A 15,991-nucleotide genomic window follows, 5' to 3' on the forward strand; every position below is an offset into this window, starting at 1 on the left:
GAGATGTAGTCATGGCACTGGAATCAACCGCCAAACAACTGAATTTGAAAGACCCGTCCTTATTACGCAACCAGGCCTACATCAATGGCGAGTGGGTCACAGGCACAGCCAGTTTTGAAGTGAATAATCCTTCCACGCTGGCAATACTGGGTACAGTCCCTAATCTGGAAGCCAGCCATACCGAGGCTGCCATCAAGGCCGCGCAAGTGGCCTTCCCGCTCTGGGCCGCAAAAACCGGCAAAGAACGTGCGACGCTCATGCGCAAGTGGTTTGACCTCATGATAGAGAATGCCGACGACCTGGCTGCCATCATGACGGCAGAGCAGGGCAAGCCACTGGCTGAGGCCAAGGGTGAGGTCATTTACGGTGCCAGCTTCATAGAATGGTTTGCTGAAGAAGCCAAGCGCGTATCTGGCGATGTCATGGCCTCAACCTGGAGCGACAAGCGCATGGTCGTCCTGAAGCAGCCTATTGGTGTCTGCGCTTCCATCACGCCATGGAATTTCCCTATCGCCATGATCACCCGTAAGGTGGCACCTGCGGTGGCGGCGGGCTGTTCCATCGTCATCAAGCCTGCCGAGCAGACGCCTTTGTCTGCGCTGGCCATGGCAGAGCTGGCACACAGGGCAGGCATACCGGCAGGTATCATCAATATCGTCACGGCTGACTCTGAGCAATCCATTGCTGTTGGCAAAGTCTTGTGCGACAGCCCGGTTGTACGGCACTTGTCCTTCACAGGTTCAACGCCGGTAGGCCGCATCCTCATGCGTCAATCTGCCCAGACAGTCAAAAAGCTGGCGCTGGAACTGGGCGGCCATGCTCCGTTCATCGTGTTTGAAGATGCTGACCTGGATGCTGCCGTCGAAGGTGCGCTGCAATCAAAATTCCGTAATTCCGGCCAGACCTGCGTCTGCACCAACCGCTTTTATGCGCATGAATCAATTTACGATGCCTTTGTTGAAAAATTGTCAGCCGGTGCTAAAAAGATCAAGGTGGGCGATGGTTTTGCCACTGGCATCAACCAGGGGCCGATGATCGATGCGCAGGCAGTCGCCAAGGTAGAAGAGCATGTGGCCGATGCCCTCAAGCAAGGTGCAAGCTTACAGGCTGGCGGCAAATTGCTGGAAGCTGGCAAACTTTTTTATGAACCAACCGTGCTGTCGAATGTCACATCTGGCATGTTGATCATGAATGAAGAAACCTTTGGCCCGGTGGCCGCAGTCGTCAAGTTCAAGACTGAAGAAGAAGCCATTGCCGCCGCGAATAACACTGACTTTGGCCTGGCATCCTACTTTTATTCACGTGACATAGGCCGTGTCTGGCGGGTTGCTGAAAAACTGGAATATGGCATGGTAGGCATCAATACCGGCCTGATCTCAAATGAAGTAGCACCGTTTGGCGGCGTCAAACAATCCGGCCTGGGGCGTGAAGGCTCCAAATATGGCATGGATGAATACCTGGAAATGAAATACCTTTGCATGGGGGGCATCTGAACTTCAGCCTGGTAATCGCTGCAGTCTCTTAGCCCCCCAATTTGTAGTCCCATGCCTGATAGTTGTACTGACTATCAGGCGCAACACTGAATCTGCCCATGTCCTCTGCAACCAAGATCAGCAATGCTGGCCTGGCGACCTTACTGGCTGCCCTGGCCATGCTTGGTCCGTTCTCGATTGATACTTACCTCCCGGCTTTCCCCAATATCCAAGCTACCCTGCATGCGAGTGCACTGGAAGTACAGCAGACCCTGACAGCTTATATGCTGTCCTTTGCCGTCATGACCTTATGGCATGGCGCTTTGTCAGACGCATTTGGCAGGCGCAATGTGATACTGGTGGCACTGGCGGTATTTGCCGTGGCCAGCTTTGGTTGTGCTTCTGTGCACAGCATTCATTACCTGTGGGGCTTCCGTATCCTGCAAGGCGTGTCTGCCGGGGCTGGCATGGTAGTGGGGCGTGCCATTATCCGAGACTTGTATGCAGGTGCCCCGGCTGAGCGTCTGCTGTCGCTTGTCACCATGATATTCTCTATCGCGCCGGCGATTGCGCCCATATTGGGTGGCTGGATAGTCAGTTTCCTGAGCTGGCGGGCGATTTTTCTGTTGTTGTTTGGCTATACCGTGGTCTTGTGGTGGGCTTGCTACAAGCGTTTGCCTGAATCCCTGCCTATGGACAAGCGCCAGCCTTTCAGCGCCGAATTTTTATGGGTCAGTTATAAAAAAGTATTCAAGTCTCCACTGTTTCACTTGAAGGCTGGCACTATTGCTTTTAATTTTGCCGGTCTTTTCCTGTATGTGTCAGCGGCACCTGCCTTTATCACCCAGCATTTGCACCTGGGGCCGGACCAGTTTGGCTGGCAATTTGTGCCCTCTGTCGGCGGCATCTTTTTTGGCGCACTGGCAGCCAACCGCCTGGCAGGCAAAATGACGGTATGGAAACAGGTCAGCATAGGCTTTTGCTTTCTGCTTGGCGCATCCTTGTTCAATGTCATCTTCCATTATTTTTCTCCACCTATACTCCTGTGGTCGGTGACACCCCTGTTTTTCTATACTTTTGGCATGTCACTGGTGGCGCCTGGGGCGACTCTGCTGGTACTGGACTTGTTCCCGAATATACGTGGCATCGTTGCTTCCTGCCAGTCGGCCACGGTGACACTATTGGGTGCAGTGATTGCCGGCATTGTTGCGCCAGCTCTTGATCATTCTGTTCTGACGCTGGCATTAGGTCAATTTGCGTGTGCCGGCATAGGTGCCATCATGTGGTTCACGGGCCGGGCTTATTGGCGTGCGATGACAGCGCAACAACAAAATGCCTGGGAAACTATTGACTGATTGATTTGCGAATAGTCAAACAAAATTTAAATACTTTTTAAGAAGTAAATAAATTTTGAGTCAGTTACTTGAAATGCATTTTGCTGCCCCTATATAATTGATGCTTTGCAACAATGGTGCAAAATCAAGCGTGTCAGCAGCTTTTCTGGATTTTGTGTACTATTCGTTCCGCATATGCAAATAAGATATCCATCGTGTCTTTATTTTGCGAACTTAATTAAAGTGTAGCTTTCTAAACACATCGAATTCATCAAGTTGTCACTTTTCACAGGTATCGTGCCGCTTGTCATTGGATCTCTTGCTGATTCAAGGCTGTAAAACACCTGTGCTTCTGTTTTTACCGTACTTGATGATGTTGGTAAAAACTTAACATTCATTTTTGGATACATGATAATGAAAAAATCAATCTTCGCACTCGCTCTGATGGGTGCTTTCTCTGGCGCGGCTTTCGCACAATCTACAGTGACTATCTACGGTGTTGTAGACGTTGGCTTCCAAAGCCTGGACAACGGTACTCCAGCTGGTCGCTTCAACAAGATCCAAAGTGGTCAAGAAGCAGGTTCCCGTATCGGCTTCAAAGGCGTTGAAGATCTGGGCGGCGGTTTGAAAGCAAACTTCGTTCTGGAGCAAGGCGTTCAGGTTGATACAGGCGAATCCGATCAAGGCCGTACTTTTGGTCGTCGTTCTACAGTTGGTCTGTCTGGCGATTTCGGTGCAGTTGATTTCGGCCGTGACAAGTCTCCAACTCTGAAATACTTCGACAACTTCGATCCGTTCGGTTCCGCTCTGATCAACAATGGTAATGGCGTTCGCGCACTGTACTTCGTTGGTGGCTCTGCAACTGTTGCTGGCGTTAATGCTAACTCCACAGGCCGCGTAAGCAATTCCGTTTTCTACTACACACCAGGTAACCTGAGTGGTTTCTCTGCTGCTGCACAATACGGTTTCGGCGAAGCTGCTGGTGATAACTCTGCAGGCCGTTCCCTGGGTTTGACCCTGGGTTACAAAGTTGACGCTCTGGAAGTTGGCTTCAACTACCTGAAAGACAATGCACAAGACGCAAAACTGTTCACAAACGCCAAAAAAGGTGTTTCTGTTGCAGCTTCTTACGACTTCGGCGTTGCCAAGCCAGTATTCATCTATCAAAAAACGACAGACGACCTGACTCTGGAAAAGAAAGCATACACTCTGGCAGTAACAGTTCCTGTTGATGCAAACAGCAAAGTATTTGCTGGTTTCACACAACTGAAAAACTCCACACCATTCAACGCAACTAGCCAAGTTGGCGATGCAAAACAAATCGCTATCGCTTACAACTATGCTCTGTCCAAGCGTACAGACCTGTACACAGCGTTTGCACGTCTGACACAAGATGCTAATTCCAAGGAATTGGCAGCTGTGAATGGCGCATCCGTTAAAGAATTTACTGCTGGCGTACGTCACCAGTTCTAATTCGACAGAAGGGCCAGTCCCTTCTTGACGATGTATAAAAGAGTGCCCTTTATGGGCACTCTTTTTTTATCTGCAGTACCTGCCGCAGTCTGAGCTACGTTGTAATTCAGGGTGCAGGCGAACGCTGACAGTCGCTTTGTACGGGGTCTGACGGGATATTCCTGTCAGACACGGCTGGGTTTGTTACAATGCCTATATATCTTTTCCGGGCTTCATCATGAAAATCACGAAAAAATCCGCGGTATTACTGACGCTTATGCTGGCTTCTACTGCAGGACAGGCCGTTTTCGCACAAGCTCCTTCCAAGGCCGATGTGCCACCCCCACCGAAGATGGAGAAACTGGAAGAAGTCCCTGATCCCAAAGGTGTATCAGTGAGCAAGCCAGAACCCAGGACCAAAGTGACGGAAAAGCGCGTCATTGGCGGCAAGGGGACTGAAGTACAGGTCAAGTCTGGCAAAAGCAATTACACAGTCAAGACAGATACCGATGTAGGTAATGCCCCAAAAGGCACGGTACAGGGCGATGCCAACCGTGCAGCCCAATGGACCATCCTTGAATTCGGTGGCAAAAAAGAAGTGAAAGAGGGAAATCCTCCTGATGTACTGGCTCCTGCACCAGCTAAATCAGCCGCTTCCGCCAGTGCTGCAGCATCGAAGTAAGCATTTAAGTAAGCATTCACTTAGCTCTCATTTTTAATCGACATGGCAGTTTTTACACCGGTAAGTCTGGAAGACCTTGGCCTCTGGATGCAGCAATTCCCTTTGGGTAAGGCCCTAAGCATCAAAGGTATCGCCTCAGGCATAGAAAACAGTAATTTCTTTATCAATACAGAGGCAGGTGAGTTTGTATTGACGATATTTGAAAACCTGAGTTTTGAGCAGCTGCCTTTCTATCTGAAACTCATGCGTCACCTGGCGGATCATGGCGTACTGGTGCCCGCACCTATTGCCAATGATCAGGGTGAGTTAGTAGTTGCTTTGCATGGCAAGCCCGCGGCTATTGTCAGCAAGCTTGAAGGCAGTTCACAAATGGAGCCGCAGGCAGTGCATTGTGCGGAAGTCGGCGCGATGCTGGCACGCATGCATATTGCAGGTAAGGATTTCAGCATACAGCAACCTAATTTGCGTTCGCTGGACTGGTGGCATGAGACCACACCCAAGGTTTTGCCTTTCCTGACAGATGAGTTGCAGCACTTGTTGCGTGCCGAAGTTCATTTCCAGGACGCTTTCGACAGCACGCCAATTTACCGTGCCTTGCCACGGGGCCCCGTGCATGCAGACTTGTTCCGCAATAATGTGATGTTCGACGGCGAGCGCCTGACCGGTTTCTTTGATTTTTATTTCGCCGGTTGTGATACCTGGATTTTTGATGTGGCCGTAACCGTCAATGACTGGTGTATTGACGTCGCCACCGGCGTGCTGGATGAGGCGCGCGTGCTGGCCTTGCTGAACGCTTACCATGCAGTGCGCCCTTTCACCAAAGAAGAGGGCATTGCCTGGCAACCCATGTTGCGTGCAGCGGCTTTGCGTTTCTGGTTGTCGCGTCTGTATGATTTTTACCAGCCCAGGGATGCAGAGATGCTGACCCCGCATGATCCTACGCATTTTGAACGCATTTTGCGCCTGCGTGAATCGGGTCGTGTGCCAGCATTGCCTGTCAATACATGAAAACAGTAGATGCAAGGTCAGGCTGGACCTGGGTGGCCCGGGGTTTTGCGCTATTCCGTCAACGGCCCGCAGAGTTGATCAGCTTGTTTTTCTTATGGATGATGCTGACTCAATTGCTGAAGTTCATTCCTGTCGCAGGGCAATTCCTGAGCCTGTTTTTGTTCCCTGTATTTTCAGTCGGGCTTATGCAAGCCTGTTTGCTGGTAGAAAATGAGCAGAGAATAACGCCCAGCTTGCTTTTCACTGGTTTTAAATCTCAGCACAGGATGGCTTTGCTGGGGTCAGGTGTCTTTCGTATATTGGCCATATTTGTAACGGGCTTACTTTCTGATGCACTGGCTGACGGAGATATCGAGGCCTTCGTAAAAATTATGCAAACCGCCGGACCTATGGATGCGAATGCGCTGCAGCAAGCTTTTCCTTTCAAGGGCATTTTCTTTTCGGTCCTGTTTTATATTCCATTTGCGATGGCATTTTGGTACAGCGTTCCGTTGATGGTATGGCAGCGAATGTCGCTGATGAAATCCATGTTCTACAGTTTCTTTGCCGTACTCCATTCCTGGAAAGCCTTCATTGTCTATGTCCTTGGCTTGTATGGTGTGATGATACTGGTCAGCCCGTTTGCACTCATTTTTGCAGGAATAGATATTTATGTTGCAGCACTTATGCTTGCGGCATTGTCATTTCTTATTTTTGTTATCGCTTATTGCTCTTCTTATCCGACTTACACAGATGTTTTTGGCAAGCCGGATGCAGGAGATCAGCCTGCTGCCTGATGTTCTGAAGGCAGATCCAGGTCTTCGATGATCTCAAAGCTATGTGTCATTTCTGCTGTCTTTTCCAGCATGATTGATGCAGAGCAGTATTTTTCATGTGACAGCTTGATAGCGCGTTCAACCAGGTTGGCTTTCAACTGACGGCCACGCACGACGAAGTGAAAATTGATCTTGGTGAATACCTTGGGTTCGGTTTCCGCACGTTCGGCTGTCAGCTTGACGTCACAGCCACGGATATCTTGCTTGCCCTTGCGCAAAATCAGCACCACATCATAAGCCGAGCAGCCACCTGTGCCCAGCAATACCATTTCCATAGGGCGGGGCGCAAGATTACGGCCGCCGCCATCAGGTGCGCCATCCATTAATACAGCATGACCGGAACCGGTTTCTGCCAGAAAAGACATGCCGGACGACCCTGTCCAGCGTACTGTTGCTTCCATTCTTTACTCCCCTCCGTTGAAATAGAAAATACCGTGCTCAGATTGTAGCCTATTGCTCAAAATCGTGAACTTTTGCGCAAAAAACTGTAAATTACCTTGCACTGCACAATTTCTTGTCCTATTATTGACTCATCGGTTAGTTAATGGCAAGTCTGTCAACTAACCTCGCAATTGTCTCCTCCACCTACTCCTTTGGTGGATTCAACCCGAAGCCAGTCTTCGGGTTTTTTTTTGCCCTATTTCTGCAAAATTTCCACACAGTGCCTGCAAAGACTGCACAAAAATTAAACAGTTCTTGCACTAAGTCTTTGAAAATACTATAATTTCCGACTCCCTGATCGCCCAAGGGAGAAGTGATAAGGACGAGTCTGCTGAAATTGATGGCAGAACCACCAAAAACACAGAATATTTGAGGGCGTTTTTAACTTTTATTAGGATTCAACATGAAAACCTTTTCCGCTAAGGGCCATGAGGTTCAGCGCGACTGGTTCGTGATTGACGCGACAGATAAAGTACTCGGACGTGTTGCCAGCGAAGTGGCACTCCGTTTACGCGGCAAACATAAACCAGAATTTACACCACACGTAGACACAGGCGATTTTATCGTTGTTGTTAACGCAGGCAAACTGCGCGTGACTGGTACTAAAGCTCTGAACAAAACATACTACCGTCACACTGGTTATCCAGGCGGTATCTATGAAACAAATTTCCAGAAAATGCAAGAGCGTTTTCCAGGTCGTGCACTCGAGAAAGCTGTTAAAGGCATGTTGCCTAAAGGCCCACTCGGCTATGCAATGATCAAGAAGCTGAAAGTCTATGCAGATGCAACACATCCGCACGCAGCTCAGCAACCACAAGTACTCGACATCTAAGGATTAGCCATGATCGGTAATTACAACTACGGAACTGGCCGTCGCAAGAGCGCAGTTGCTCGCGTATTCCTGAAATCCGGCAGCGGCAAGATCGTTGTCAACGGCAAACCGGCTAACGAGTATTTCTCTCGTGAAACTGGCCTGATGGTCATCCGTCAACCTCTGGAACTGACTAATAATCTCGAAACATTCGACATTATGGTTAACGTTCACGGTGGTGGCGAATCCGGCCAATCCGGTGCTGTTCGTCACGGTATCACTCGTGCCCTGATCGACTACGATGCAACTTTGAAATCTGAATTGTCCAAAGCTGGCTTCGTTACTCGTGATGCTCGCGAAGTTGAACGTAAAAAAGTTGGTCTGCGCAAAGCACGTCGCGCAAAACAATTCTCCAAGCGTTAATTTTTTATCGCTGGAAGCAATTGCTGCAATTGCAGCAATTGTTACAAGAGAAAGCCGCCTGCAAGGGCGGCTTTTTTGCTTTGGAGCATGTAACGAGTTTTTTCAGTCTCGACGGCATGGACTCTTATGCTGCTAGAATAGCGTCAAAATTTCTTGCAAGGAAAGCATATGATTAAAATTGGCATCGTAGGTGGCACGGGATATACCGGGGTAGAATTATTGCGCATATTGGCCACCCATCCTGAAGCGCAAATCACGGCAATCACTTCCCGCAAGGAAGATGGCTTGCCGGTTTCTGAAATGTATCCTTCCCTGCGTGGCCGCGTGGATATCGCTTTTTCTGCGCCAGATAAAGCCAACCTCAAGGAATGTGACGTCGTCTTCTTCGCCACCCCGCATGGCGTCGCCATGGCACAGACACCTGAATTGCTGGCCGCTGGCGTCAAGGTCATCGACCTGGCAGCAGATTTCCGCATGAAGAATGTGGCCGAATTTGAAAAATGGTATGGCATTCCGCACACTTGTACCGATGTGCTGGAAGAAGCCGTGTATGGCTTGCCAGAGCTGAACCGGGCCGCCATCAAGACCGCCAGGGTAGTTGGTAATCCTGGTTGCTACCCAACCACCATGCAACTGGGTTTTGCACCGCTGCTGAAGGCAGGCATCATTGATGCCGGTAACCTCATCGCTGACTGCAAATCCGGCGTCTCCGGTGCAGGCCGCAAGGCTGAGCTTGGACTCTTGTTCTCTGAGACCAGTGACACCTTCAAAGCCTATGGCGTATCCGGCCACAGGCATACCCCTGAGACCATAGAACAATTGCAGCGCATCAGCAAAGACCAGGTAGGTTTGCTGTTCACGCCGCACCTGGTGCCTATGATACGCGGCATGCATTCCACCCTGTATGCGCGCCTGAATACAGAAATCAGCAACGAAGACTTGCAGGCCCTGTTTGAAAACGCCTACAAGGATGAAGTCTTTGTTGATGTTCTGCCATTCGGCTCGCATCCTGAGACACGTTCTACCCGCGCTTCCAACATGTTGCGCCTGGCTTTGCACAGGCCAAACAATGGCAATACCGTCGTCATACTGGTCGTGCAGGATAACCTGGTCAAAGGTGCATCCGGTCAGGCGGTGCAGTGTATGAATCTGATGTTTGGCCTGGCCGAAAATACCGGCCTGATGCACGTACCAGTGCTGCCGTAATCACGCAGCCATGGCAAAGTCACGTCTGACTCCCAAGCGCTTCCTGGCGCCAAAAATGACGATTACGCATGAAAAGCCATGGACATTTAAAGTGGCCATGGCTGGAATCGTCATTGGCATTGCTGCCGGCGTTGCCTGGTGGACTTATGACCTCGGCAAGAGCTTTGCTTTTGGTTCCAGGATCAGTGCTGACCAGGTCGAAGAACTGAAAGAAAAAATCAAGGAATTGACTGCCGAGCGTGACAAGCTGTCACTGGCAGCCAATACCATAGAGAGCACGGTCAATATTGACAAATCTACCCAGAAGCAATTGACCGACCAGGTCAAGGCACTGACGACAGAAAACCTCAAGCTCAAGGATGACCTGGCTTTTTTTGAAAGCCTGACACCCTCAGCCGTAGGCGCAGAAGGGATTTCCCTGCAAAATTTCAAGGTGGAAATGCTAAGCCCTGGCCAGTTACGCTACAGGGCGCTGGTCATGCAAGGTGGCAAGACAGGGCGGGATTTCACTGGCGAAATGCAATTTAGCTTGAACTTGGTACAAGTTGGTAAACCTGCTACGATGCTGTTTCCCGATCCTAAATCGGGCGATGCCGGGAAGTTGAAGTTATCATTCCGGCATTATCAAAGGCTGGAAGGTACGATCACCTTGCCAGAGGGAGCTACGGTTAAAGCTGTACAGGCCAAGGTGTTAGCAAATGGCCAGACCCGGGCTCAGCAAATGGTCAATTTATAGCGGTCAATTTATAAACCACGCAAAGAAACTGCTGCAATTGCTAAAAATAGCATTTCTCATCTGCTGCGGGTTCTGGCTTATTTCCTCAAAAGGGAGCAAGAATGTTTAACCGAAAAACAAAAAACACCATAGATAGCCTGATCGGTGCAACTACGGTCATACAAGGTGACTTGCATTTCAAGGGCGGTTTGCGCATCGATGGTCATATCCGCGGCAATGTTGTCGCTGACCTTGAAGCATCCAGCATGCTGGTGATCTCTGAGCAGGCAAAAATTGATGGTGAAGTCCGTGCTGCCCACATCGTTGTCAATGGCGTCATCAATGGCCCGGTATTTTCGTCAGAATTGCTTGAATTACAGCCCAAAGCACAAATATTTGGTGACGTACACTATAAAACACTGGAAATGCTGAGCGGTGCCGTGGTTTCCGGCAAGCTCAGCCATGACCAGGCGCAAGAACCTGTCCTGAAACTCGCAGCGAACAATGCATAGATTTCCGTGCGGGTCTATAATGATGGTAAATAGTCTGAAGGAGTAATTATGAACGCTGTTGCCGAAATGCCCGCACCCATTGTTTTCACTGAAAGCGCCGCTGCTAAAGTAGCCCAGCTGATTGAAGAAGAGGGTAATCCTGACCTGAAATTGCGTGTCTTTGTACAAGGCGGCGGTTGCTCAGGTTTCCAGTACGGTTTCACATTTGATGAAATCACCAATGAAGATGATACGACCATGACCAAGAATGGCGTCCATTTGCTGATCGATTCCATGAGCTACCAATACCTGGTTGGCGCAGAAATCGATTACAAGGACGACCTCGAAGGCGCACAATTTGTTATCAAGAACCCAAATGCAACAACCACTTGTGGTTGCGGCTCTTCGTTCTCAGCATAATCCTCGTTGATTTGCCTGAAAAAGGACGCTTAGGCGTCCTTTTGTCTTTTGCAAGCCTGATCTTGGAGTAAAGTCAGAACTAATTGTTACAGTTTATAGATTCTTAATAAACTGCTTATTAAATGATTTCATGTAAGATTCTGCCCTCTGGCATTTTAATTAATTTGGCAAGGCGGTTCGACATGAAAAATAAACTGGCATTTATCCTGGTATCCATCTTACTCACGATGACGATGGCCGTACATGCAGGCGAAGGCGAGTTGAGCAAATCAGAACGCCGCCAGTACAACGCCATGCTCAAGGCGATTGATGGTAATGACGCCGCTGCCGTAGAGAAACTCATCAAAGACAAGATCAGGCTGGACTTGCAGGAAGACAGTCGGGCGGCGCCCACCTTCATGACTCAGGCTGCATTGAAGGGTAGCAACGACATTATCCTGGCATTGCTAAAGGCCGGCGCCAGCATAGAATCTACCAATGGTGACGGACATACCCCCTTATTCTGTGCTGTGATGGCGGATAAGCTGGAAACAGTGCAACTGCTCATCAGTAAAAAAGCTGATGTGAATGCCACCGCACCTAATGGGGATACGCCTTTGTCCACTGCAAAAGATGCAGCAAAAACCAACAAGAAAATGATTGAAGTTCTGGTGAGAGCCGGAGCTAAATAAGTAAGCCTTCCAAGTGATTCTTATTATCGACTTGGCAGGCAATATCTCGCCCTGCGAAGCAGCCTGTCTGACAGACTGTTGCATACTGCACTTCCGCAAGGAATAATGAAAAGTATTTGCGGCAATTTCTCAGAACAATTCATCACAAGAGCATTAAAGCTGATTACACTCCTTGAATAAACAGGAGCCAGCATGGAAGCATCCCTAGCCATATCTTCACGCCAGCAAGACCTTGTGCGCGCATTGCGTCAGCAATTGCCTGCGCATTGCATTTTGTATGATGAAGAAGATACCCGTCCTTATGAATGCGACGGTCTGGCTGCCTACCGCCAGTTGCCCATGGTGGTGACCCTGCCAGAGAATGAAAGCCAGGTCATCAGCATCATCAATATCTGCCGCGAAAAGCAAATTGCCATCGTGCCGCGTGGTGCTGGCACTGGTTTGTCTGGCGGTGCCATGCCGATTGCTGATGGCCTGGTGCTGTCAACAGCCAAACTCAATAAAATCATCAAGGTCGATGCCTATGCGCGCACTGCGGTCGTGCAACCTGGCGTGCGTAACCTGGCGATTTCTGAAGCGGTAGCCGCCCACGGCTTGTATTACGCACCCGACCCCTCTTCACAGATAGCCTGCACCATAGGCGGCAATGTGGCAGAAAATTCTGGTGGTGTGCATTGCCTCAAATATGGTCTTACTGTGCACAATGTCATGGCCGTACGTGCCGTCACCATGGAAGGCGAAGTCATAGAGCTGGGCGGTGCCTCACTCGATGCGCCTGGCCTGGATTTGCTGGCCGTGTTCATAGGTTCTGAAGGCATGCTCGGTGTCGTCACAGAAGTGACCGTTAAACTTATTCCCAAGCCGCAAACAGCACGCGTCATCATGGCCTCGTTTGATGATGTCGTCAAAGGTGGCAATGCGGTCGCCAGCGTGATAGCCGCAGGTATTATCCCCGCCGGGCTGGAGATGATGGACAAGACCTCTTCACGCATGGTCGAACCCTTTGTGCAGGCAGGCTATGACACCGATGCCGAGGCCATTTTGCTCTGTGAATCAGACGGTACCATAGAAGAAGTTGAAGAAGAAATTGCCCGCATGAGTGCCGTACTGGAGCAGGCGGGTGCCACCGCACTGGCCGTGTCCACTACCGAAGCAGAACGCCTGCGTTTCTGGTCTGGTCGTAAGAATGCTTTCCCCGCGGCGGGTCGCATCTCCCCCGATTATTACTGCATGGATGGCACGATACCGCGCAAGCATCTGGCGCAAGTCCTGATCGGCATCGCCGCCATGGAAGAAAAATATGGCCTGCGTTGCGCCAATGTCTTTCATGCAGGCGATGGCAACCTGCACCCGCTGATTTTATTTGATGCGAATAAAGAAGGTGAGTTTCATAGGGCCGAAGAATTTGGCGCCGAGATACTGGAGCTGTGCGTCAAGGTCGGTGGCACCATCACCGGTGAGCATGGCGTGGGCATAGAAAAAATCAATTCCATGTGTGTGCAGTTTTCCAGCGAAGAGATTACTGCATTCCTCGCCCTGAAGCGGGCTTTTGATCCTGCGGCCTTGCTGAATCCGGATAAAGCCATACCTACCTTGCACCGCTGCGCCGAATACGGTCGCATGCATGTGAAAAAAGGCGTATTGAAATTCCCTGATTTGCCGCGTTTTTAAAGACAGAGGCTAGACTTAATTGGACGATGGCATGCAAACGACGCTAGACAATTTTCGTGAACGCATAGTGGCAGCAAGTGCCAGTGGCACCGCGCTGCAGATACAGGGCGGTGGCAGCAAGCACTGGTATGGACAGGAAGTGCAGGGTGAGGTACTGGATACCCGTGCCTACAGCGGCATCCTGGCGTATGACCCGACAGAACTGGTACTGACAGCCCGCAGTGGCACGCCGCTGTCAGAAATAGAAACTGCCCTGGCAGCACAAAACCAGATGCTGGCATTCGAGCCACCGCACTTTGGTGCTACCGCCACCATAGGCGGTGTCGTCGCAGCAGGCTTGTCTGGCCCACGGCGGCCTGCTGTCGGTGGCGTGCGTGATTTTGTACTCGGTGTCAGCCTTATGAATGGCCAAGGGCAAATACTGGAATTTGGTGGTCAGGTCATGAAAAATGTCGCAGGCTATGATGTCTCGCGCTTACTGACGGGCTCCATGGGCTGCCTGGGTTTGCTGCTGGATATTTCCATCAAGGTTTTGCCCAAACCATTTGCAGAAACTACGCTGGTGTTCGCCTTGTCAGAAGCAGATGCGCTGACGCGTTTGAATCAGTGGGCAGGGCAGGCCTTGCCTATCTCGGCCAGTTGCTGGCATGTAGGCCGCCTGATGTTACGTTTGTCCGGCGCAGAGGCCGCAGTGCGTGCCGCCAAGGCCAGGCTGGGTGGTGAAGAAATGCAGGATGCCACGGTTTTCTGGACGGCTTTGCGCGAACAGACCCTGGATTTTTTCCAGCAGGAAGAAGAGCACGGCTTATGGCGTTTGTCGCTACCATCTACCAGCCCAGCCTTGAAGCTGACCGGCAAATCCATGATCGAATGGGGCGGAGCGCAGCGCTGGCTTTACAGCACAGAAAAACCAGAACTGATACGCTTGGCGGCACTGGCTGCCAGTGGCCATGCAAGTTTGTTCCGTGGTGGTGACAAGAGCATAGGTGTGTTTGCCCCCTTGTCTGCGCCCGTGGAAAAAATACACAGACGCCTGAAGAATACTTTTGATCCCGCCGGTATATTCAACCCCGGTCGCATGTACAAAGGCTGGTAAACAATGCAAACCAATCTCGCTGATTTCATCAAAGACACACGCGAAGGCAAAGAGGCTGAAGATATCTTGCGCAAGTGTGTGCACTGCGGATTTTGTACAGCCACTTGCCCGACTTATCAATTGCTCGGTGATGAGCTCGATGGCCCGCGTGGCCGCATCTACCTCATCAAGCAGGTACTGGAAGGCAAGCCTGCCACAGTCAAAACCCAGCAGCATCTGGACCGCTGCCTGACATGCCGTAATTGCGAAACCACCTGCCCATCCGGCGTGCAATATGGTCGCCTGGTCGATATAGGCCGTCAGGTAGTCGAAAAACAGGTGGGCCGTCCGCTGTTCCAAAAACTGAATCGCGCCGCTCTCAAAGCAGTGTTGCCACGCAAATGGATATTCAACCCAGCGATGAAGCTGGGGCAAAGCCTGCGCGCAGTCTTGCCCAAGACTTTACAGAATAAAGTACCGGTAGCGCAAGATGCAGGGCAATGGCCGCAAACTGAACACGCCCGCAAGATGCTCTTGCTCGATGGTTGCGTGCAACCCGCGATGTCGCCGAATATCAATGCTGCCACCGCCAGGGTGCTGGATGCCATGGGCGTACAATTGCAGATTGCTCCCAAGGCTGGCTGTTGCGGCGCCATACGCTATCACCTGAATGAGCATGAAGATGGCCTCAATGATATGCGCCAGAATATCGACGCCTGGTGGCCTTATGTAGAGGCTGGTGCAGAAGCCATTGTCATGACAGCGTCTGGCTGCGGTGCCACCGTAAAAGAGTACGGACATCTGCTGGCGCATGACGAAGTCTATGCAGTGAAAGCAGCAAAAATCTCGGCATTGACGAGAGATCTCAGTGAGATTTTGCCGGAATTCCAGCCGCAACTGGTTCAGCGCCTGCAAGGCAAACTGAGCAAGCGCATAGCCTGGCATCCACCCTGCACCCTGCAGCATGGTCAGCAGATACGTGGCAAAGTAGAAGGCCTGTTGACAGCGATTGGTTTCGATGTGAAGCTGTGTGCCGATAGCCATTTATGTTGCGGCTCAGCCGGTACTTATTCTGTCCTTCAACCCAAGCTCTCGTATCAGTTGCGCGATAACAAATTACGCAATCTGGAGGCAACAGATGCGGAGATGATCTTGTCAGCGAATATAGGTTGCCTCACGCATTTACAGTCGGGAACAGAAACACCTGTCAGGCACTGGGTAGAGCTGATTGATGAGTTGATGCAGGCAACTCCTAGTGAAGCTGCAATTACTTAAAAGTATTCTGAGCGTCTCATGAAAAAAAA

General features: G+C 50.6%; 17 protein-coding genes. 16 read left to right on the forward strand and 1 reads right to left on the reverse strand.

Annotated features, from left to right (window positions below; translation table 11 throughout):
• The first annotated feature begins 11 nt into the window (after positions 1-11).
• From UNDYM_RS04370 to UNDYM_RS04395, 6 genes are all read left to right on the forward strand, one after another.
• Positions 12-1,493, forward strand: a complete 1,482-nt coding sequence (locus UNDYM_RS04370; protein WP_162039938.1) for an NAD-dependent succinate-semialdehyde dehydrogenase — start codon at positions 12-14, stop codon at positions 1,491-1,493.
• A gap of 98 nt (positions 1,494-1,591) precedes the next feature.
• Complete coding sequence (locus tag UNDYM_RS04375) at positions 1,592-2,827, forward strand: multidrug effflux MFS transporter (protein WP_162039939.1); 1,236 nt, start codon at positions 1,592-1,594, stop codon at positions 2,825-2,827.
• A gap of 393 nt (positions 2,828-3,220) precedes the next feature.
• Complete coding sequence (locus UNDYM_RS04380; RefSeq protein ID WP_162039940.1) at positions 3,221-4,279, forward strand: porin; 1,059 nt, start codon at positions 3,221-3,223, stop codon at positions 4,277-4,279.
• A gap of 217 nt (positions 4,280-4,496) precedes the next feature.
• Positions 4,497-4,940: a hypothetical protein gene (locus tag UNDYM_RS04385; RefSeq protein WP_197740977.1), complete on the forward strand. Its 444-nt coding sequence runs from the start codon at positions 4,497-4,499 to the stop codon at positions 4,938-4,940.
• Between the two features lie 42 nt (positions 4,941-4,982).
• A complete protein-coding gene (locus UNDYM_RS04390; RefSeq protein ID WP_162039941.1) occupies positions 4,983-5,948 on the forward strand; it encodes a homoserine kinase in 966 nt (321 codons plus the stop codon).
• The gene (locus UNDYM_RS04395) at positions 5,945-6,724 is read left to right on the forward strand and encodes a BPSS1780 family membrane protein (protein WP_304941426.1); all 780 of its coding nucleotides are present in this window, start codon (positions 5,945-5,947) and stop codon (positions 6,722-6,724) included. Before UNDYM_RS04390 ends, UNDYM_RS04395 begins: the two co-directional genes overlap by 4 nt.
• Here UNDYM_RS04395 and UNDYM_RS04400 read toward each other — a convergent pair.
• Complete coding sequence (locus UNDYM_RS04400) at positions 6,709-7,164, reverse strand: OsmC family protein (RefSeq protein ID WP_162039943.1); 456 nt, start codon at positions 7,162-7,164, stop codon at positions 6,709-6,711. The two genes, UNDYM_RS04395 and UNDYM_RS04400, sit on opposite strands and share 16 nt — an antisense overlap.
• A gap of 443 nt (positions 7,165-7,607) precedes the next feature.
• Between UNDYM_RS04400 and rplM the strand changes: the two genes are divergently transcribed.
• The 10 genes from rplM to glcF all read left to right on the forward strand — a co-directional run bounded on the left by rplM (position 7,608) and on the right by glcF (position 15,962).
• Positions 7,608-8,036 carry a 50S ribosomal protein L13 gene (gene rplM / locus UNDYM_RS04405; RefSeq protein ID WP_110255178.1) on the forward strand — a complete coding sequence of 143 codons (429 nt, stop codon included), beginning with the start codon at positions 7,608-7,610 and terminating at the stop codon, positions 8,034-8,036.
• Positions 8,037-8,045: 9 nt separating this feature from the next.
• Positions 8,046-8,438: a 30S ribosomal protein S9 gene (gene rpsI, locus UNDYM_RS04410; RefSeq protein WP_162039944.1), complete on the forward strand. Its 393-nt coding sequence runs from the start codon at positions 8,046-8,048 to the stop codon at positions 8,436-8,438.
• 168 nt (positions 8,439-8,606) lie between these two features.
• A complete protein-coding gene (argC, locus tag UNDYM_RS04415) occupies positions 8,607-9,644 on the forward strand; it encodes an N-acetyl-gamma-glutamyl-phosphate reductase (protein WP_162039945.1) in 1,038 nt (345 codons plus the stop codon).
• Positions 9,645-9,654: 10 nt separating this feature from the next.
• The gene (locus UNDYM_RS04420) at positions 9,655-10,380 is read left to right on the forward strand and encodes a DUF6776 family protein (RefSeq protein WP_162039946.1); all 726 of its coding nucleotides are present in this window, start codon (positions 9,655-9,657) and stop codon (positions 10,378-10,380) included.
• A 101-nt stretch (positions 10,381-10,481) separates the two neighbouring features.
• A complete protein-coding gene (locus UNDYM_RS04425; RefSeq protein WP_110255174.1) occupies positions 10,482-10,871 on the forward strand; it encodes a polymer-forming cytoskeletal protein in 390 nt (129 codons plus the stop codon).
• 48 nt (positions 10,872-10,919) lie between these two features.
• Complete coding sequence (gene erpA / locus UNDYM_RS04430; RefSeq protein ID WP_110255173.1) at positions 10,920-11,270, forward strand: iron-sulfur cluster insertion protein ErpA; 351 nt, start codon at positions 10,920-10,922, stop codon at positions 11,268-11,270.
• Positions 11,271-11,452: 182 nt separating this feature from the next.
• Positions 11,453-11,941: an ankyrin repeat domain-containing protein gene (locus UNDYM_RS04435; RefSeq protein WP_162039947.1), complete on the forward strand. Its 489-nt coding sequence runs from the start codon at positions 11,453-11,455 to the stop codon at positions 11,939-11,941.
• A gap of 192 nt (positions 11,942-12,133) precedes the next feature.
• Positions 12,134-13,612 carry an FAD-linked oxidase C-terminal domain-containing protein gene (locus UNDYM_RS04440; protein WP_162039948.1) on the forward strand — a complete coding sequence of 493 codons (1,479 nt, stop codon included), beginning with the start codon at positions 12,134-12,136 and terminating at the stop codon, positions 13,610-13,612.
• A 31-nt stretch (positions 13,613-13,643) separates the two neighbouring features.
• Positions 13,644-14,708, forward strand: coding sequence for a glycolate oxidase subunit GlcE (gene glcE / locus UNDYM_RS04445; RefSeq protein ID WP_162039949.1), 1,065 nt, complete (start codon positions 13,644-13,646; stop codon positions 14,706-14,708).
• A gap of 3 nt (positions 14,709-14,711) precedes the next feature.
• Positions 14,712-15,962 carry a glycolate oxidase subunit GlcF gene (gene glcF, locus UNDYM_RS04450; protein ID WP_162039950.1) on the forward strand — a complete coding sequence of 417 codons (1,251 nt, stop codon included), beginning with the start codon at positions 14,712-14,714 and terminating at the stop codon, positions 15,960-15,962.
• The last annotated feature ends 29 nt before the right edge of the window (positions 15,963-15,991 follow it).

The organism is Undibacterium sp. YM2 (genome assembly GCF_009937975.1).
In the GTDB taxonomy this organism is placed as follows: Bacteria; Pseudomonadota; Gammaproteobacteria; order Burkholderiales; family Burkholderiaceae_D; genus Undibacterium.